This is a genomic window from Peterkaempfera podocarpi, from assembly GCF_042466665.1.
Taxonomy (GTDB): Bacteria; Actinomycetota; Actinomycetes; order Streptomycetales; family Streptomycetaceae; genus Peterkaempfera; species Peterkaempfera podocarpi.
On the sequence record NZ_CP162102.1, the window covers coordinates 2,633,462 to 2,649,806 of the forward strand.

The following is a 16,345-nucleotide window of genomic DNA, read 5'->3' on the forward strand; positions in this document are numbered from 1 at the left end:
GGACGACCGTGACCACGGCCCTGACGCAGGGCGGAAACGCCCCGCTGCCCGCTCCCCGGGTGACGGTGGAGGTGACCGCGCCCAAGCGGCTGGATGTCTCCGGGCTGCTGCTCGCCGAGAACGGCAAGGTGCGCTCCGACGCCGACTTCGTCTTCTTCAACGCGCCCCAGGGTCCCGGGGTGACCCACCGCCCGGCCACCCCCGGCTCCCCGGACGCGATCACGGTGGACACCGCCACCGTCCCCGCCGAGATCCACAAGGTCGTGGTGACCGCCAGCCTGGACGAGGCCGGCGCCACCTTCGCCGGTACCGAGCCCACCGCCACCGTCCGGGACGCCGACACCGGCGAGGAGCTGGTCACCTTCACCCCGCCGCGGCTGACCCTGGAGACCGCACTGGTGGTGGTGGAGGTCTACCGGCGGGGCGGCGGGTGGAAGGTCCGCGCGGTAGGCCAGGGGTACGCGGACGGCCTGGCGGGCATCGCCACCGACTTCGGCGTCTCCGTCGACGACCCGGGCCCGACCGCGGCGCCCGCCACGCCCGTCGAGACCGCCGCCCCGGCGGCCGGGCCCACGCCGGCAGCCGAGCCCGCCGGGGAGGCCGGGGAGGCCGGGGACGCCGGGGACGCCGGGGACGCCGGGGACGCCGACTGGACCCTCACCCCGCCCCGGCCCGCCGCCCCCCCGGCAGCGCCCGCCGCACCCGAGGCGCCGGCGGCCGCGCCCGCACCGCCCAAGGTGACACCGCCCAAGGTGACACCGCCCAAGGTGACACTGGACAAGGGCCGGGTCAGCCTGGTCAAGGGCGGATCGGTGTCCCTGGTGAAGAACGGCAGGCCGTTCCTGTCCGCCGTCCGTATGGGCCTCGGCTGGGAGCCCGCCCACCGCGGGCGCAACATCGACCTCGACGCCTCCTGCATCGCCTTCGACGCCCAGCGCAAGAAGATCGAGACCGCCTGGTTCATGAAGCTGTCCGTCTTCAACGGCGCCATCCAGCACTCCGGCGACAACCTCACCGGCGCCGGTGAGGGCGACGACGAGCAGATCACCGTCCATCTGGAGGGCCTGCCGCCCGAGGTCACCGGTCTGGTCTTCACGGTCAACTCCTTCTCCGGCCAGAAGTTCACCGACGTCACCAACGCCTACTGCCGTCTGGTCGACGCGGCCACCGGCGAGGAACTGGTCCGCTTCGACCTCACCGGCGCCGAGCCCGCCACCGGCGCCCTGATGTGCAAGCTGGTGCGGCAGCTCTCCGGGGAGTGGGTGATGACCGCCCTCGGCGACTTCGCCGACGCCAAGACCGCCCGCAAAATGGTCGAACCCGCCGCCGCGGCACTCTGACTCCCAGCGCGGACCGCCCCGGCGTGCCACGATCGGGTGAGGCCGGCCGGTTCTCCCCTGAGCGGCACCGCCGGTCTCCTACCTTGATCGCGAGAGGAGAAAGGGGTGCGGGGTGAGCGCCATGGCACATGAGCCGCGGACGCAGGAGGACATCCTCCTGGAGAGCTTCCTGGACCTGCAGACCCCCGAGGGCTTTCGAGCCGAGCTGATCGAGGGGGAGATCGTCGTGACACCGCCGCCGGACGGGGACCACGAGAAGTACATCAGCCGAGTCGTCCGGCAGGTGGTTCGCCGGTCCGCCACAGACATGGACGTCTCCGGCCACAAGGGACTCCGGGTGTCGGCAGGCCCAGGCCACCCCAGAAACCATGTCATTCCGGACGCCACATTCGCCCCGTTGTCCCTGGACCTCTTCGGGGGCGCCGAGCCGTGGATGCCGCCCAACGGCATCTCCATGGTCGTCGAAGTCACCTCCACCCGGCCGGAACGCGACCGCATCGCCAAGCGCCACTGCTACGCCCGCGCCGGTATCCCCCTCTACCTGCTGATCGACCGCGAGGAGTCCCGGGTCTCGCTCTTCAGCCTGCCGGAGGGCGACGAGTACACCGAGGTGCACCTCGCCCCCTTCGGCAAGCCGATCGACATCCCCGCGCCGTTCTCCTTCGCGCTGGAGACCGCCGACTTCTGACGGTCTTTGCATCGCCGTGATCCCTTCGGCCCGCCCCGTCCCGTCAAGGGGTGCGGCGGGCCGAACGGCAGGACCGCAGGCGCGGAGCGCCGCAGCTCCATGACCGGCGGCCCCTCACCCCTCCCCTCCACCGATCGGTTGATGTCCGCCTCCACCGCAGTGCGGCCCGGGTGGGGCCGGTCGGGCGATCCGGCCGGCCCCCGTCGTACGGGACCGTGGAACTCCCCCAGTGAGGAGTCGCGGAGATGGCAGTGGTGCAGGTCGACGCAGTGGGCAAGAGCTACGGCGGTCGTGCCGTACTGGACGAGGTGTCCTTCGAGGTCGCCGAGGGAGAGATCTTCGGGATCCTCGGCCCCAACGGTGCGGGCAAGACCACCCTGGTGGAGTGTGTCGCCGGGCTCCGCTCCCCCGACCGGGGCCGGGTGACCGTGCTGGGCCTGGACCCGCGCCGGGAACGGGATGCCGTCCGGCAGGTCGTGGGGGTGCAGCTGCAGGAGAGCGAGCTGCCCGAGAAGCTGACGGTACGTGAGATCGCCGAGCTGTACGCCTGCTTCTACACCCGGCCCGCCGACGTGCCGCTGCTGCTGGACCAGTGGGGCCTGAGCGAATGCGCCGACCGGCGCTACGGCAAGCTCTCCGGCGGGCAGCAGCAGCGGCTGGCGCTGGCGCTCGCCGTGGTGGGCAACCCGCGGATGGTGGTGCTGGACGAGCTCACCACCGGCCTGGACCCGCATGCCCGGCGCAACGCCTGGGCCATGGTGGAGCGGATCCGCGACGCGGGGACGACCGTGCTGCTGGTCACCCATGTCATGGAGGAGGCGGAGCATCTCTGCGACCGGATCGCGGTGATCGACGCCGGTCGCCTGGTGGCCCTGGACACCCCCGCGGGCCTGGCCGCCAAGGCCTCCGCCGACCAGCGGCTGCGGTTCCGGCCCTCCGAGCGGCTGGACGACCGGCTGCTGCTGGAACTGCCCGAGGTGGACCAGGTGGTGCACCACGGTGCACAGCTGGAGGTCATCGGCACCGGGAACCTGGTGCACGCCGTCACCGCCCTGCTGGCCCGCCACCAGGTCATCGCCCATGGTCTGCGGGTGGAGCAGGCCACCCTGGACGACGCCTTTGTGGCCCTGACCGGCCGCCCCCTCGACCACTGACCCGCACCCACCTCCGGAGTGACCATGAACAGCACAGCACTGCGCCGTCTCACCGTCGTCCAGTTCCGGCTCCAGCTGCGCGAGCCCGCGGTGATCCTCTTCGGTATGGCCCTGCCGATCGCCCTGGTGACGCTCTTCGGCCTGCTGCCCTCCTTCCGCGAGCACTCGAAGGACTTCGGCGGCCTGCGGCTGATCGACATCTATGTCCCCACCCTGGCCGTCCTCACCCCGGCGATCCTGGCGCTGACCGCGCTGCCGGTCTCGCTCGCCACCTTCCGGGAGAAGGGGGTGCTGCGGCGGCTGTCCGCCAGTCCGGTGCCGGTCGCCGGACTGCTGGGCGCCCAACTGGCCGTCATCTGTGTGTCGGTGGCGGTCACCAGCGGCGGCGTGGTGGCCATCGGCGGGCTGGTCTTTGGCGCCAGGGCGCCGGAGCACCCGGCGGCCGCGGTGGCGGCGCTGGCGCTGGGGTCGGCGGCGCTGCTGGGGCTGGGCCTGGTGGTCGCTGCGGTGGCCCCGACCGCGGGCACCGCCTCGGCGGCGGGTGTCCCGCTGATGATCCTCAACTTCTTCTTCGCCGGCCTGTATGTGCCGATGCAGTCCCTGCCGCACACCCTGGTCAGGATCGGGGAGTTCGTGCCGCTCGGGGCGATGACGGCCACCGCCTCCGGCCGGGGCTCGACCGCGGAGCACCTGGCGGTGCTCGCCTGCTGGGCGCTGGCGGCGGGTGCGGCAGCCGTGCGATTCTTCCGGTGGGAGTGATCAGCGAGGGCATCGGGGGGCCTGATGGACACCGCCGCCGCGGACGGCCAGGAACGCCGCGTCGCGCTGCTGCTGGACACCGTGCCGTACTTCGGACTGGTGGTCTCCGTGGTGCTGACCGCCCTCTTCGCAGTCCGGACCCGGCGGCCACGGTGCAGACGACTCTGATCGCCGGGGCCGCGGGCGGCTGGATGCTGTGGCTGGTCACCCTGCACCCCCGGTGGCGGGAGCGGCCCGGTCTGATGGCGCTGTACTACGCCGGGCTGATCGTCTTCGTGGGTGTGCTGGTGGCGCGCAGTCCGCTGTTCGGCTTCTTCGGCTTCACCGGCTATGTGCACGCCGATCTGCTGCCGGGCCGGTGGAAGGCCGTCGGTGTCGCGGCCACCGTGCCGCTCATGGCGTCCACCCAGATCGGTGGCTTCCGGCAGATCACCAGCGGCACGGGGGCGACGCTGTACGGGGTGTTCATCCTGGTCAACCTGGTGATCGGCGGCAGTGTGATGTACGCGGGCCTGATGTCCGAGCGGCGCAGTACGCAGCGCGGCCGCATGGTCGAGGAGCTCGCCGAGGCCAACCGCCGCCTTGAGGCCACCCTGAAGGAGAACGCCGGGCTGCACGCCCAACTGCTGGTCCAGGCCCGGGAGGCGGGGGTGCTGGACGAGCGGCGGCGGATGGCGGGCGAGATCCACGACACCCTGGCGCAGGGGCTGATCGGCATCCTCACCCAGCTGGAGGCGGCCGACCGCAGCACCGACCGGCCCGGGCAGCACCGCCACCATCTGGATCTGGCCCGCCGGCTGGCCCGCGACAGTCTGGCCGAGGCCCGGCGCTCGGTGCAGGCACTGCGTCCCGGTCCGCTGGCCGACGCCCCGCATCTGCCGCAGGCGGTCACCGACCTGGCGCACGGCTGGTCGGAGACCTCGGGGGTGCCGGTCCGGGTGGAGGTCACCGGGGAGCCGGTGCCGCTGCCCCCCGGGCTGGAGGTGGCGCTCTTCCGGGCGGCGCAGGAGGCGCTCGCCAATGTGGCGAAACACGCCAGGGCGTCCCGGGCGGGGGTGACCCTCTCGTACACCCCCGATGTGGTGGTGCTGGACGTCCGCGACGACGGGACCGGCTTCACCTCCCCGGCCGCCGGGGAGCTCCGGCGGAGCGGCGCGGACGGCGGCTACGGCATGACCGCCATGCGGCAGCGTCTGCGGCAGGCGGGCGGCACCCTGGAGGTCGAGTCCATGCCCGGGGAGGGCACCGCGGTCAGCGCCCGCGTCCCGGTGCTGGAGGTTGTGGGATGACCCGGTCGCAGCCCCCGATCCGGTTGCTGATCGTCGACGACCACCCCATCGTCCGCGACGGCCTGCGCGGCATCTTCAGCGGCGACCCGGGCTTCGAGGTGGTCGGCGAGGCGGCCGACGGGGCCGAGGGGGTGGCCCGCGCCTCGGACGGCAGCGCGGATGTGGTGCTGATGGATCTGCGGATGCCGGGGATGGGCGGCGTGGAGGCGATCCGGCTGCTGCGCGACCGGGCCCCTCAGGTGCGGGTCCTGGTGCTGACCACCTATGACACCGACGCCGATGTGCTGCCCGCGGTGGAGGCGGGCGCCACCGGTTATCTGCTGAAGGACGCGCCCCGGGAGGAGCTGATCCGCGCCGTGCGGGCCGCCCACCAGGGGCAGACGGTACTGGCGCCGTCCGCGGCTGCGAAGGTGCTGGGGAGGATGCGTGCCCCGGCGGCGGGTTCGCTGACCGACCGGGAGCTGGAGGTGCTGCGGCTGGTCGCCGAGGGCACCACCAACCGGGAGGCGGCCCGGCAGCTGTTCATCAGCGAGGCCACCGTCAAGACCCATCTGCTGCATCTCTACGACAAGCTGGGGGTCCGGGACCGGGCGGCGGCGGTGAGCGAGGGCTACAAGCGGGGGCTGCTCGGCTGAGCGACGGGGCGCACCGGACCCGGGGGCGATACGACCCCGGGGGTGCGGTGCGTCGACGGTCGTGTCAGGGCTGGCCGACGTACTCGACGACCACCGTGGCGGACCGCGCGTCGGCGCTGGTGGGCTCGGGGGTGAACACCACCTTGCCGGAGCCGTAGCAGGGCAGCACCAGGGAGGTGGGGATCTGGGCCTTCACCGCGTAGGCGCGCAGCACGACCGGGGTGCCGACGGAGACCGCCTCACCGAAGGAGACGTTCACCTGGGTGCCTGCGGAGCCGGTGTAGCCGACGTCGGAGGAGCCGGAGAGCGATCCGGGCAGGACGTCCACCGACTGCCCGGCCAGGGGGTGGCCGGTCGAGCCGGGGAGGACCGGGCCGAAGCAGCCCATCTGGATGGCGGCGCCCTTGGATGTTCCGTTGACCTCGCCGACGAAGGTCTGCTTGGGGCCGATCGGGGCCGGGTCGACGACTGCGGCGGCGGCCGGTGGCGCGAGCGCCGTTCCGGCCAGCACCGCCAGGACGCCGATGGCGGCATGGGTACGGGGTCCACTGCTGCGCATGTCTGCCTCCGGGGTGGCGAAGGGGACCCGCGCGGGTGCGCGGGCTCGGATGACCTGTGCAGAACACGTGCATGCTAGCGAGATTCCCCGGCTGCGCACCCCTGCGGTCAGGCCCCGGCCCGACCGGAACCGGCCATTCCCGGCCCGTGCCGAACGGCCCCCGCCGCAGTGCGGCGGGGGCCGGAGACCGGCTGCGGTCAGCCCCGGGTGGCCATGGCGCGCAGGAAGAACGTCAGGTTGGCCGGACGCTCCGCCAGCCGCCGCATGAAGTACCCGTACCACTCCTGGCCGTACGGCAGGTAGACGCGCATGGTGGCACCCTCGCGGGCGAGCCGCAGCTGCTCCTCCGGGCGGATCCCGTAGAGCATCTGGTACTCGAAGGAGTCGGCCTTGCGACCGTGCCACTCGGCCAGCTGCCCGGCGATCTTCACCATCCGCGGGTCGTGGGAGGCGACCATCGGGTAGCCCTCCCCCGCCATCAGCGCCTTGAGGCAGCGGACGTAGTTGCGGTCCACGTCCCCCTTCTTCTGCAGGGCGACCGAGGCAGGCTCCTGGTACGCGCCCTTGCAGAGCCGCACCCGGGAGCCCTCGCCGGAGAAGTCGCGGCAGTCGGCCTCGGTGCGCCGCAGGTACGCCTGGAGCACCACGCCGACCCAGGGGAAGTCGGCGCGCAGCTCCCGGGCGATGCCCAGGGTGGAGTCGGTGGTGGTGTGGTCCTCCATGTCGAGGGTGACCGTGGTGCCCGCGTCCGCCGCCGCCTCGCAGATCCGGCGGGCGTTCTCCAGCGCGACCTTCTCGCCGTCCTGCGGCAGGAACTGGCCGACCGCGGAGAGCTTCACCGAGACCTCGGCGTGCTCCGCGAGCCCGGTCTCCTTCAGCGCCGCCAGCAGCTTCTCGTACGCGGCGGCGGTGCCCGCCGCCTGGGCGGCGTCGCGGGTGTCCTCGCCCAGGTGGTCCAGGGTCACCCGGCGGCCGGAAGCGGCCAGCTCGTCGGTGGCGGCCAGGGCGGCGTCCAGCGGCTCACCGGCGACAAAGCGGTCCACGATGGCGCGGGTCGGCGGGAGCTTCTCCACGACGGTGCGGACCTGCGCGGAGCGGGATGCGGCGAGGATCGCGGAACGGAGCACGGTAACTCCAGGGGTCACGGGCCGCGCCGGAGGGCCGGGGGCGGCGATAGGGAGTGGCAAGAAGTGGGCGGGCACGCCGCAAGGGGGGATGCGGCGCGCCCGCCGGGCGCGTTCCAGGGCCTGGCGCGGGGGGATGCGCCGGCCGCGCTGGTGTGCGCCCGGTGCCGCGCGGGGGGATGCGCGACACGTTCGGGGTCGGACCGGGCAGCAGTCCGACGGGGTGACCCGTACGGCGTCTGCCCGCACCCGCCGGACCCAAACCCGGACCGGCGGGTAGAGTCACGGGCCGTCAGCCCATGTGCGGGTAGCGGTAGTCCGTCGGCGGGACGAACGTCTCCTTGATGGACCGGGTGGAGGTCCAGCGCAGCAGGTTCTGGGCCGCGCCGGCCTTGTCGTTGGTGCCGGAGGCCCGGCCGCCGCCGAAGGGCTGCTGGCCGACGACCGCACCGGTGGGCTTGTCGTTGATGTAGAAGTTGCCGGCGGCGAACCGCAGGGTCTCCATGGCGTGCGCGACCGCCGCGCGGTCCTGGGCGATGACGGCGCCGGTCAGGGCGTACGAGGCGACCGACTCCATCTGCTCCAGCACCTCCTGGTAGCGCTCGTCCTCGTAGACGTGCACCGCGAGGATCGGGCCGAAGTACTCGTCACGGAAGTACTCGGCGTCCGGGTCCGAGCAGAGCAGCACGGTCGGCCGGACGAAGTAGCCCACCGAGTCGTCATAGCTGCCGCCCGCGAAGACCTCGACCGCCGGGCCGGCCTTGGCCCGGTCGATGGCGGCCTTGTTCTTGGCGAAGGAGCGGGCGTCGATCACCGCGCCCATGAAGTTGCCGAGATCGGTGACGTCGCCCATGGTCAGCCACTCGACCTCGTCGCGGAACTCGTCCTTGATCTGCTCCCAGACGGAGGCGGGGACATAGGCGCGGGAGGCTGCGGAGCACTTCTGGCCCTGGAACTCGAAGGCGCCGCGGGTCATCGCGGTCTTGAGCACCGCCGGGTCGGCCGAGGGGTGGGCGAGGATGAAGTCCTTGCCGCCGGTCTCGCCGACCAGCCGCGGGTAGCTGCGGTAGCGGGCGATGTTCTCGCCCACGGTGCGCCACAGGTGCTGGAAGGTCGGGGTGGAGCCGGTGAAGTGGATACCGGCCAGCTCCGGGTGGGCGAGGGCGACCTCGGAGACGGCCAGGCCGTCACCGGTCACCATGTTGATCACGCCCTTGGGCAGTCCGGCCTCCTCCAGCAGCTGCATCAGCAGGTGGGCGGCGAGCTGCTGGGTGGGGGACGGCTTCCACACCACCACATTGCCCATCAGGGCCGGGGCGGTCGGCAGGTTGCCGGCGATGGCGGTGAAGTTGAACGGGGTGATCGCATAGACGAAGCCCTCGAGGGGGCGGTGGTCGCTGCGGTTCCACACACCCGGCGAGGAGGTCGGCTGCTCGGCCATGATCTGCCGGGCGAAGTGGACGTTGAACCGCCAGAAGTCGACCAGCTCGCACGGCGAGTCGATCTCGGCCTGCTGGGCGGTCTTGGACTGGCCCAGCATGGTGGCCGCGGCGATGGTCTCCCGCCAGGGGCCGGACAGCAGGTCGGCGGCCTTGAGGAAGACCGCGGCGCGGTCGTCGAAGGAGAGCGCCCGCCAGGCAGGGGCGGCGGCGAGGGCCGCGTCGACCGCCGCCTGGGCGTCGTCGCGGGTGGCGTTGTGCATGGTGCCGAGTTTGGCCGCGTGGTTGTGCGGCTGGACCACGTCGATCGGCTCGCCGCCGCCGAGGCGGCGCTCACCGGCGATGGTCATGGTCAGCTCGGTCGGCTCCGCCGCGAGCCGCTTCAGTTCGGCCTCCAGACGGGCCCGCTCCGGGCTGCCGGGGGCGTAGCTGTGGACCGGCTCGTTCACCGGCGCGGGGACCTGGGTCACAGCATCCATGCGCGCGCTCTCCTTCGATTCGCCTCTGGTCGCGGGTCTCGCGTCACTGCCCACGGTAGGAGCTGCTATCCGTCCCACCGTTGTCGCCGCGGCTAACATCGGGGGCCGGGGCTTGTCCGCCCGTACGAAAGCGGGGTGAGCGAGCAGTGTCCGAGCAGAAGCCGGTGCCCACGGCCGAGGAGGGCATCAGCCTGCGCCAGCTGCTGATGTCACTGGGCGAACCGCTGGTGGAGCTGCAGGCCGCCCCGGCGGGGCTCGACGTCGAGGTCCGGGACGTGGCCATCCTCGACCCCGAGGACCCGGCGCAGGCCCTCCCCGGCGAGCTGGTGCTGGCCATCGGCGCCCGCGGCCGCGCGGCGCTGCCGGCGCTGCGGGCGGCCGGTGCGGCCGGGGCCGCGGCCGTGGCGGTGAAGCTGGACGCCCCCGGGCAGGCCGCGATGCTCAGCGAGGCCGCGGCGGAGGCCGGGGTGGCGCTGCTGTCGGTGCGCCGGGAGGCGCGCTGGGAGCATCTGGACGCACTGGCCCGCGCGGTCCTGGGCAGTGGCCGCCCGGAGTCCGGCGCGGGCGGCGGGGAGGGCAGCGGCGACCTCTTCTCGCTGGCCCAGACCACGGCGGTGCTGACCGGCGGCATCGTCTCCATCGAGGACACCTCCAGCCGGGTGCTGGCCTACTCCCGCTCCTCCGACGAGGTGGACGACCTGCGGAGGCTGTCCATCCTCGGCTGGCAGGGTCCCGAGCCCTATCTCTCCAAGCTGCGGGAGTGGGGCGTCTTCCAGCATCTGCGCACCTCGGACGCGGTCATCGCCATCGACGACCACCCCGAACTGGGCATCCGCCGCCGTCTCGCGGTCGGCATCCGGGCCGGGACGCAGCCGCTGGGCACCATCTGGGTGCAGGAGGGGTCGCGTCCGCTGGAACCCCGCTCGGAACAGGCGCTGCTGGGCGCGGCCCGGGTCGCGGCACTCCACCTGGTACGGCGGCGCCGCGAGGTCTCCGCCGACCTCAGGCTCACCCAGTCGCTGCTGGCCGGTCTGCTGGACGGCTCCACGGGCCCGCAGTCGCTGACCACCCATCTGGGGCTGGACGCCCGCCGCCCGGCCCTGGTGATCGGCTTCGCGCTGCGCGCGGCCGCGCGGGACACCGGCTCCGAGGCGTCGGGGATGGAGTTCACCCGCAGCGAGCTGACCGCGCTGATCTCCGTCCATGCGGCGGCCAGGCACCACAGCGCGCTGCTCTCCCCGGCCGAGTCACGGGTGTATGTGCTGCTGCCGGAGCTGCCGGCCGGGCTCTCGCCGGCCACGGTGCGCGGCTGGGTCGTGGAGATCACCGAGGCTGCCGGGCGCCATCTGGGCGTCCGCCTCCAGGCCGCGGTGGGGCCGGTGGTCCCCCGGCTCGCGGATGTCCCCGACTCCCGGCGGCAGGCCGACCGGGTGCTGGCCGCGATGGACCGCGGCCGGGTCCTCTCCGACGTCGCCTCGCTGGACGAGGTGGCGGCCGAGGTCCTGCTCGGCGAGGTCCTCGCACTGCTCGCCGACCGGCCCGCGCTGCGCGACCCCGCGCTCACCGCCCTCACCGACCGGGACGCCCGGCACGGCACCCGGCTCGCCGAGTCGGTCCTGGCGTACCTCGATGCGTTCGGCGACGTCCGCTCCGCGGCCGAGCGCCTCCATATCCACCCCAACACGCTGCGCTACCGGGTCCGCCGTGCCGAGGAGCTCACCGGGCTCGATCTCGCCCATCCCGAGCAGCGGCTGCTGGCGATGCTCCAGCTGCGGCTGGCGGGGCCCCCGACCGGGCCCCGCTGACCGCCTGCGGCCTTCGGGCGGGGCGGCGCCTCCGTCCGGCAGCGGGAGGACGACCCGGATGTCGCGCTCCCCTGCGGTGAGCAGCGACTGACGAGTCATCAAGCCGAAGCCCCTGCGGTGGGCTGCGGTTCGGTGGTCCGCGCCTTCTCCGGAGGGCTGGACGGCAGGTCCCGGCAGCGCCGGATCGGCGAGAAGTACAGGATCAGGGCAGCGAGCGGGACTCCCGCCGTGGTGATCCACATCGCCGGGCGGATGCCGAGGGTGGTACCCAGCACTCCGGCGAGGACGGCTCCGAGCGGGATCGTGCCGTAGTTGAGGAAGGCACTGCTGGCGGCGACCCGGCCGAGCAGGGCGGGCGGGCAGTAGCTCTGCTGGAAGCTGGACTTGATGACGTTTCCGGCGACCACTCCACCGGAGACCGAGAGACCGCCGACCACATAGCAGACCAGTCCGGCGCCACCGGTGGTGAGCGGGATGAGCAGGGCGAGGACCGGCACGCCCAGTTCGAAGGCCAGCAGCGCCCGGGCGGTACCCGCCCTGGCCGCGACCCGGCGGGCGACCAGGGCGCCCACGACACCGCCGACGCTGGTCGCGGCGATCAGACCGCCGACGGCTCCGGAGGCGAGTCCGACCTCCCGCACCAGGAACACCACCTGGATCGACTGATAGCCGGTCAGCCACAGGTTGGAGACCGCGCCGAAGAGGGTCATGGTGCGGATCCACGGATCGCCCGCCACCAGCCGCAGTCCGGCCCCGACCTCCTGGACGAGGGCCTTCCGGGGGCGCTCCGCTGCGGGGACCCGTGGTTCGCGGTGACGGATCCCCAGCAGGCAGAGCACCGACACCAGAAAGGTCGCCGCATTGCCGTACATGGCGTTGACCGCGCCCGCGGCCTGGGCGAGCAGGCCTCCCGCGCCGAGTCCGGCGATCTGCGCGGCGGAGGCGCTGCCGTGCAGTTTGGCGTTGCCCTCGGGCCGGTCCTGGGGGGCCAGCAGGCCCGGGAGGTAGGCGCTGTAGGCGGTCTGGAAGAACACCGCCGCGGTGCCCGCCAGCAGGGAGGCGCCGATGAGCCCGGTGATGCTCAGCGCCCCGCACCAGGCGGCGACCGGGACGGCGGCGAACACCAGCAGGGAGACCGCGTCGGCGATGAGCATGATCGGCCGGCGGCGCATCCGGTCCACCCAGGCGCCGACGGGGAGTCCGATGAGCAGCCAGGGCAGCCAGGCGGCGGCGCTCAGCAGGCTGACCTCGAGGGTGCCCGCGTGCAGGGTGGAGACGGCGACCAGCGGCATGGCCACACCGGTGACGGCGCCGCCGAACTTGCCGGTGGTCTCACCGCACCAGAGCAGGCGGAAGTCCCGGTGGCGGCGGAGCAGCCCGCCGCGGGGGTCCGTACTCATGCGTCACCCCGCGGGCGGCGCGGGAAGGACTGGAGCTGCACGATGACCGGGAGCGTGTCGGGCCCGGGTTCGGTGCCCGGCGCGGGGGTGTGCCGGGCGACGACGGCCCGCAGCTCCGCGTTGAGGGCCTCGAGCTGATCTGCGGTCAGCCGAAGATCGCTCCAGTCGGAGAGGGTGCCGGCGCCGCGCCACTCCTCCGGCCAGTCGTCGTTGAGGTAGTCGATCACGCGGTTGTAGTACTGCTGCACCAGTTCGTGCAGATAGACGGAGAGCGCGCCTCGGGCCTCCGGTACGTCGCTGAACTCTCCGGTGTTGAGCACCCTGGTGCCCTGCACCACCCGCCACCAGCGCTCACGCTTGGTGCCGCGGCCGGTCTCCTCCTCGATGAAGCCGTGCTCGGCAAGGTGGCGAAGATGCCAGCTGACGGTCCCGGTCTTCTCGCCGAGGCGCTCGGAGAGCCCGGTGGCGGTGGCGGGTCCGTCGAGGTTCAGCAGTTCGAGGATCTGCATACGCAGCGGATGCGCCAGTCCGCGCAGGCTGCGGGCGTCGATCCGGCGGACCGGCTTGTCGGCGGGTCCGGGAGTGGATGCGGGTCCGGGGGCGGATGCGGGTCCGGGGGCGGATGCGGGTGCTGGGGTGTCGGCCATGGCACACACCCTAGATTGCAGAGAACTCTCTGCATAGATGTCTCGGCAGAGAAGTCTCTGCATTCTTCCGAAGAAGTGGGCGGCGGGCTCCGCCCTTCGGATCCCGCCGCCCTCAACGCAACTGACCGACGATCAGCCGTGGTGGTGGTGACCGCCACCCTTCCGGTTCCAGCGGCCGGTGATGGCCAGCATGATGCCGGGGGTCTGGATGTTGGCGAACAGGGTGTCACCGTCGACGGAGAAGGTGACCCCGGTGAACTCGCTGTACTCGGGCTTCTCCGCGGTGCCGATGTTCAGCTCGTTGCGCGCGATCGGGAAGGTGCGCCCGTCGTCGGTGGTGCCGAAGAGGTGCGAGACCCCCTCGCCGTCCTCCGCGATGACCAGACCGCCGTACGGCGAGACCGTGATGTTGTCCGGGCCGTCGAAGTTGCCGTGGTCCGCCCAGACGTCGGCGTTGACACCCAGCAGCACCTTGAGGGTGATGGTGCGCCGCGCCGGGTTGTAGAACCAGACCTGGCCGTCGTGCTGCACCGGCGACTCGGTACGGGCGAAGCTGGCCACAAAGTAGAAGCCGCCGTCGCCCCACCACATCCCCTCCAGCTTGCGGGAGCGGGTCACCTCGCCGTCCTTGAACTGCTTGCGGACGGAGGTGGTCCTGGCGTCCCGGTCCGGCACCTTCACCCAGTCGACGCCGTAGACGGTGCCGATCGAGGTGGCGCGGGAGAGGTCGTCGACGAACTTGCCGTGCCGGTCGAAGACCTTGAAGGCCTCCAGCACCCCGGCGTCGGCGGCCAGGGTGCGCAGTCGGCCGCTGCCGTGGTGGAAGCCGTGCGGCGGGGTCCAGCGGTAGAGGAGGCCGTTGGGGCCGGCCGCATCCTCGGTGAGGTAGACATGGCCGCGTTGCTCGTCGACGACCACGGCCTCATGGGCGTAGCGCCCCAGCGCCTTGACGGGCTCGGGGTCGCGGTTGGCGGCGCGGTCGTAGGGGTCGACCTCGAAGACATAGCCGTGGTCCTTGGTCATCCCGGACTCGCCGGCCTTGACCTCGGTCTCCTCGCAGGTCAACCAGGTGCCCCAGGGAGTGCGGCCGCCGGCGCAGTTGGTGGCCGTACCGGCGATGCCCACCCACTCCCGGACCCGTCCGCCGTGCTTGCGGACCTCGACCACCGTGCAGCCGCCGGCCGCGGCGGGGTCGTAGACATGGCCGTCCAGGTGCGGCACGGGGGCCGCCGCGGCCGCCAGGGTGCCGCTGATCTCGTGGTTGTTGACCAGCAGGGTGCCGCCGCCGTGGGCGGGGAAGGTCGCGGTGCCGTCGTGGTTGGACGGGGTGGTCTGACCGGTCTCCAGCTCGGTCTTCCCGCTGTGGGTGATGATCTCGTACCGGAAGCCCTCGGGCAGCGCGAGGATGCCCGCGGGGTCGGCGACCAGCGGACCGTAGCCCAGTGCGGTGGTGGCGCCCGCGGCAGCGTGGCCTCCCTCTGGGGCGGCGATCGCGCCCGGGGCGGTGGCCAGCACATCGGCGCTGCCGGCGATGAGTACCCCGGCCCCGGTGAGGGCCGAGCGGTTGACGAAGTCCCTGCGGGACAGCGGCATGGAGTTCTCCTGGCGTAGGCCACCGGCCCGGGCGGCCGGCTGACCAGCAGGGTCCAGCCATGCACTGAACTCAAGGCAAAGCAAAGGTCAATGAGAGGTAATGGTCTCCTCAACCTCTTCGAACACTGCGCCTGCGGTCCCGCCGCCAGCGCTCCCACTGCCCCAGCCAGTCCGCCAGACCGGACTCCTGGCCGCGCGGATCGCTCCACACCACGCGCCACGCCAGCTGGGCGCGGAGGCTGGGAACCTCACTCCCGAACACGGTGTGACGGACCGTCTCCTCCACCGCCTGGCGCCCGTCCTCGGTCCCCACCGCCCAGTCGGCCCGCTCCGCCAGCCAGCCGAGCTGATTGACCATCGAGGTCACCGACTCGTCCGCCTCCCAGCGGTCCTCCGAGGCCAGCCGCATCTGCTGCCGCACCGCCGTCTCCCAGAGGTCGCCGCTCCCGCGCATCCGCAGTCGGCGCGGGGTGCGCGGGGTACGACCCTCGCTCAACTGCTGCGCCAGGATGCGGGACCGCTCCATACCGTCCAGCGCCAGCTGCCGATGCGCCGACAGGCCCACCGCAGCGGGCGGCGCCGGCTCCCCGGCCGCTGCCGCCGCGGAACGGTCGGAGGCGGCCTCCGCCAGCAGCCGCTCCCGTCCGGCCACATAGGGGCCCAGATCGTCGGCCGCCACCAGCGGCGGCTCACCCACCGGCAGACCGCGGACGGTCACCGTCAGCTCCATCGGGCGGCCCGACCGGCGCAGCGTCAGCTGCGCGGCCCACAGCTCCACCTCTCCGTCGGCGCCCGGCCGCTCCACCCGCACTCGGGCGGGCACCGGCACACCGTCCACCAGCAGCGTCAGTTCGGCTGTGGAGGCCTCCCGCGGCCCGTCGCCCTCGTCGAGCCCGGTCAACTCGAAGATGCGGTCCCGCTCGTCCTCGATCACCTCGTCCAGGCCGCTCAGCACCTCGCCCCGCAGGTCGTCACCGGACACCGCGGTCCGCACCGAGACAAAGGGCCCGGCCTGCTCCCGGGGCTCACCGGCGAGCAGGGTGAAGGCGATCAGCTCCCCGTTGACGGAATGCCAGCCGGCCAGCACCCGGGATCCCGGCAGTCCGGCCGCCGGCGCATACGGCAGCCGACCGGCCCGTCTCCAGGACTCCAGTGCGGCCGCCATCTCCTCCTCGATCGGCCTCCGCCGGCCGGCCGCCCCCGCTCCACTCCCGGTGTAGTGCACCCGCCACGCCCCCTGCCTGGTAGGTCCGCCCTCGCATCGTCGCCCTCACGATACGGTGGCACACCTCCGCAAGTGCACCTTTTGCACAGGGATCCGGCGAGGCCCACCGACCCTCCGACGGCGCTCCGCCCGTGGTCGGCCCCGGTCCGGCGGCGACGTCCGCACGGTGCGCGGCGGCATCCGCGCGGCTGCCGGTCGCGGGCGGGCCG

Annotated in this window: 15 protein-coding genes; 8 read left to right on the forward strand and 7 right to left on the reverse strand. The window is 72.9% G+C overall.

Annotated elements, in window-relative coordinates; all coding sequences use genetic code 11:
- Nucleotides 1-20: 20 nt before the first annotated feature.
- From AB0761_RS11500 to AB0761_RS11530, 7 genes are all read left to right on the forward strand, one after another.
- Complete coding sequence (locus AB0761_RS11500) at nucleotides 21-1,340, forward strand: TerD family protein (protein ID WP_377274016.1); 1,320 nt, start codon at nucleotides 21-23, stop codon at nucleotides 1,338-1,340.
- A 121-nt stretch (nucleotides 1,341-1,461) separates the two neighbouring features.
- The gene (locus AB0761_RS11505) at nucleotides 1,462-2,028 is read left to right on the forward strand and encodes a Uma2 family endonuclease (protein WP_377274018.1); all 567 of its coding nucleotides are present in this window, start codon (nucleotides 1,462-1,464) and stop codon (nucleotides 2,026-2,028) included.
- A gap of 245 nt (nucleotides 2,029-2,273) precedes the next feature.
- Nucleotides 2,274-3,182 (forward strand): ABC transporter ATP-binding protein, encoded by a 909-nt coding sequence (locus AB0761_RS11510; RefSeq protein ID WP_377268888.1) that lies wholly within the window; start codon nucleotides 2,274-2,276, stop codon nucleotides 3,180-3,182.
- A 24-nt stretch (nucleotides 3,183-3,206) separates the two neighbouring features.
- On the forward strand, nucleotides 3,207-3,941 hold the full coding sequence (locus AB0761_RS11515) for an ABC transporter permease (RefSeq protein WP_377268889.1): 735 nt from the start codon (nucleotides 3,207-3,209) through the stop codon (nucleotides 3,939-3,941).
- Nucleotides 3,942-3,965: 24 nt separating this feature from the next.
- A complete protein-coding gene (locus AB0761_RS11520; RefSeq protein ID WP_377268890.1) occupies nucleotides 3,966-4,109 on the forward strand; it encodes a hypothetical protein in 144 nt (47 codons plus the stop codon).
- Nucleotides 4,094-5,230 (forward strand): sensor histidine kinase, encoded by a 1,137-nt coding sequence (locus tag AB0761_RS11525; RefSeq protein ID WP_377268891.1) that lies wholly within the window; start codon nucleotides 4,094-4,096, stop codon nucleotides 5,228-5,230. Before AB0761_RS11520 ends, AB0761_RS11525 begins: the two co-directional genes overlap by 16 nt.
- On the forward strand, nucleotides 5,227-5,865 hold the full coding sequence (locus AB0761_RS11530; RefSeq protein WP_377268892.1) for a response regulator: 639 nt from the start codon (nucleotides 5,227-5,229) through the stop codon (nucleotides 5,863-5,865). Before AB0761_RS11525 ends, AB0761_RS11530 begins: the two co-directional genes overlap by 4 nt.
- Nucleotides 5,866-5,929: 64 nt before the next feature.
- Here the strand turns inward: AB0761_RS11530 and AB0761_RS11535 are convergent, their stop codons facing one another.
- From AB0761_RS11535 to pruA, 3 genes are all read right to left on the reverse strand, one after another.
- Nucleotides 5,930-6,424, reverse strand: coding sequence for a hypothetical protein (locus tag AB0761_RS11535; RefSeq protein WP_377268893.1), 495 nt, complete (start codon nucleotides 6,422-6,424; stop codon nucleotides 5,930-5,932).
- 197 nt (nucleotides 6,425-6,621) lie between these two features.
- Nucleotides 6,622-7,551: a proline dehydrogenase family protein gene (locus tag AB0761_RS11540; RefSeq protein ID WP_377268894.1), complete on the reverse strand. Its 930-nt coding sequence runs from the start codon at nucleotides 7,549-7,551 to the stop codon at nucleotides 6,622-6,624.
- 289 nt (nucleotides 7,552-7,840) lie between these two features.
- A complete protein-coding gene (pruA, locus tag AB0761_RS11545) occupies nucleotides 7,841-9,466 on the reverse strand; it encodes an L-glutamate gamma-semialdehyde dehydrogenase (RefSeq protein WP_377268895.1) in 1,626 nt (541 codons plus the stop codon).
- A gap of 146 nt (nucleotides 9,467-9,612) precedes the next feature.
- On the opposite strand from pruA, the gene AB0761_RS11550 reads away from it, so the two are divergent.
- Nucleotides 9,613-11,271: a PucR family transcriptional regulator gene (locus tag AB0761_RS11550; protein ID WP_377268896.1), complete on the forward strand. Its 1,659-nt coding sequence runs from the start codon at nucleotides 9,613-9,615 to the stop codon at nucleotides 11,269-11,271.
- Between the two features lie 98 nt (nucleotides 11,272-11,369).
- Here the strand turns inward: AB0761_RS11550 and AB0761_RS11555 are convergent, their stop codons facing one another.
- The 4 genes from AB0761_RS11555 to AB0761_RS11570 form a co-directional block, all read right to left on the reverse strand.
- Nucleotides 11,370-12,671 (reverse strand): MFS transporter, encoded by a 1,302-nt coding sequence (locus AB0761_RS11555; protein ID WP_377268897.1) that lies wholly within the window; start codon nucleotides 12,669-12,671, stop codon nucleotides 11,370-11,372.
- Nucleotides 12,668-13,318 carry an ArsR/SmtB family transcription factor gene (locus tag AB0761_RS11560; protein WP_377268898.1) on the reverse strand — a complete coding sequence of 217 codons (651 nt, stop codon included), beginning with the start codon at nucleotides 13,316-13,318 and terminating at the stop codon, nucleotides 12,668-12,670. Before AB0761_RS11560 ends, AB0761_RS11555 begins: the two co-directional genes overlap by 4 nt.
- Nucleotides 13,319-13,450: 132 nt before the next feature.
- Nucleotides 13,451-14,911, reverse strand: coding sequence for an alkaline phosphatase PhoX (locus tag AB0761_RS11565; protein ID WP_377268899.1), 1,461 nt, complete (start codon nucleotides 14,909-14,911; stop codon nucleotides 13,451-13,453).
- A 109-nt stretch (nucleotides 14,912-15,020) separates the two neighbouring features.
- Nucleotides 15,021-16,076 carry a hypothetical protein gene (locus AB0761_RS11570; protein WP_377268900.1) on the reverse strand — a complete coding sequence of 352 codons (1,056 nt, stop codon included), beginning with the start codon at nucleotides 16,074-16,076 and terminating at the stop codon, nucleotides 15,021-15,023.
- Nucleotides 16,077-16,345 lie beyond the last annotated feature (269 nt).

Bases quoted from the DNA above. Each gene is read 5' to 3' on its own strand.
- AB0761_RS11555 (WP_377268897.1), bottom strand. From the start codon at position 12,671: ATGAGTACGGACCCCCGCGGCGGGCTGCTCCGCCGCCACCGGGACTTC.
- AB0761_RS11570 (WP_377268900.1), bottom strand. From the start codon at position 16,076: ATGGCGGCCGCACTGGAGTCCTGGAGACGGGCCGGTCGGCTGCCGTAT.
- AB0761_RS11515 (WP_377268889.1), top strand. From the start codon at position 3,207: ATGAACAGCACAGCACTGCGCCGTCTCACCGTCGTCCAGTTCCGGCTC.
- AB0761_RS11565 (WP_377268899.1), bottom strand. From the start codon at position 14,911: ATGCCGCTGTCCCGCAGGGACTTCGTCAACCGCTCGGCCCTCACCGGG.
- AB0761_RS11520 (WP_377268890.1), top strand. From the start codon at position 3,966: ATGGACACCGCCGCCGCGGACGGCCAGGAACGCCGCGTCGCGCTGCTG.
- AB0761_RS11510 (WP_377268888.1), top strand. From the start codon at position 2,274: ATGGCAGTGGTGCAGGTCGACGCAGTGGGCAAGAGCTACGGCGGTCGT.
- AB0761_RS11560 (WP_377268898.1), bottom strand. From the start codon at position 13,318: ATGGCCGACACCCCAGCACCCGCATCCGCCCCCGGACCCGCATCCGCC.
- AB0761_RS11535 (WP_377268893.1), bottom strand. From the start codon at position 6,424: ATGCGCAGCAGTGGACCCCGTACCCATGCCGCCATCGGCGTCCTGGCG.
- pruA (WP_377268895.1), bottom strand. From the start codon at position 9,466: ATGGATGCTGTGACCCAGGTCCCCGCGCCGGTGAACGAGCCGGTCCAC.
- AB0761_RS11505 (WP_377274018.1), top strand. From the start codon at position 1,462: ATGGCACATGAGCCGCGGACGCAGGAGGACATCCTCCTGGAGAGCTTC.
- AB0761_RS11530 (WP_377268892.1), top strand. From the start codon at position 5,227: ATGACCCGGTCGCAGCCCCCGATCCGGTTGCTGATCGTCGACGACCAC.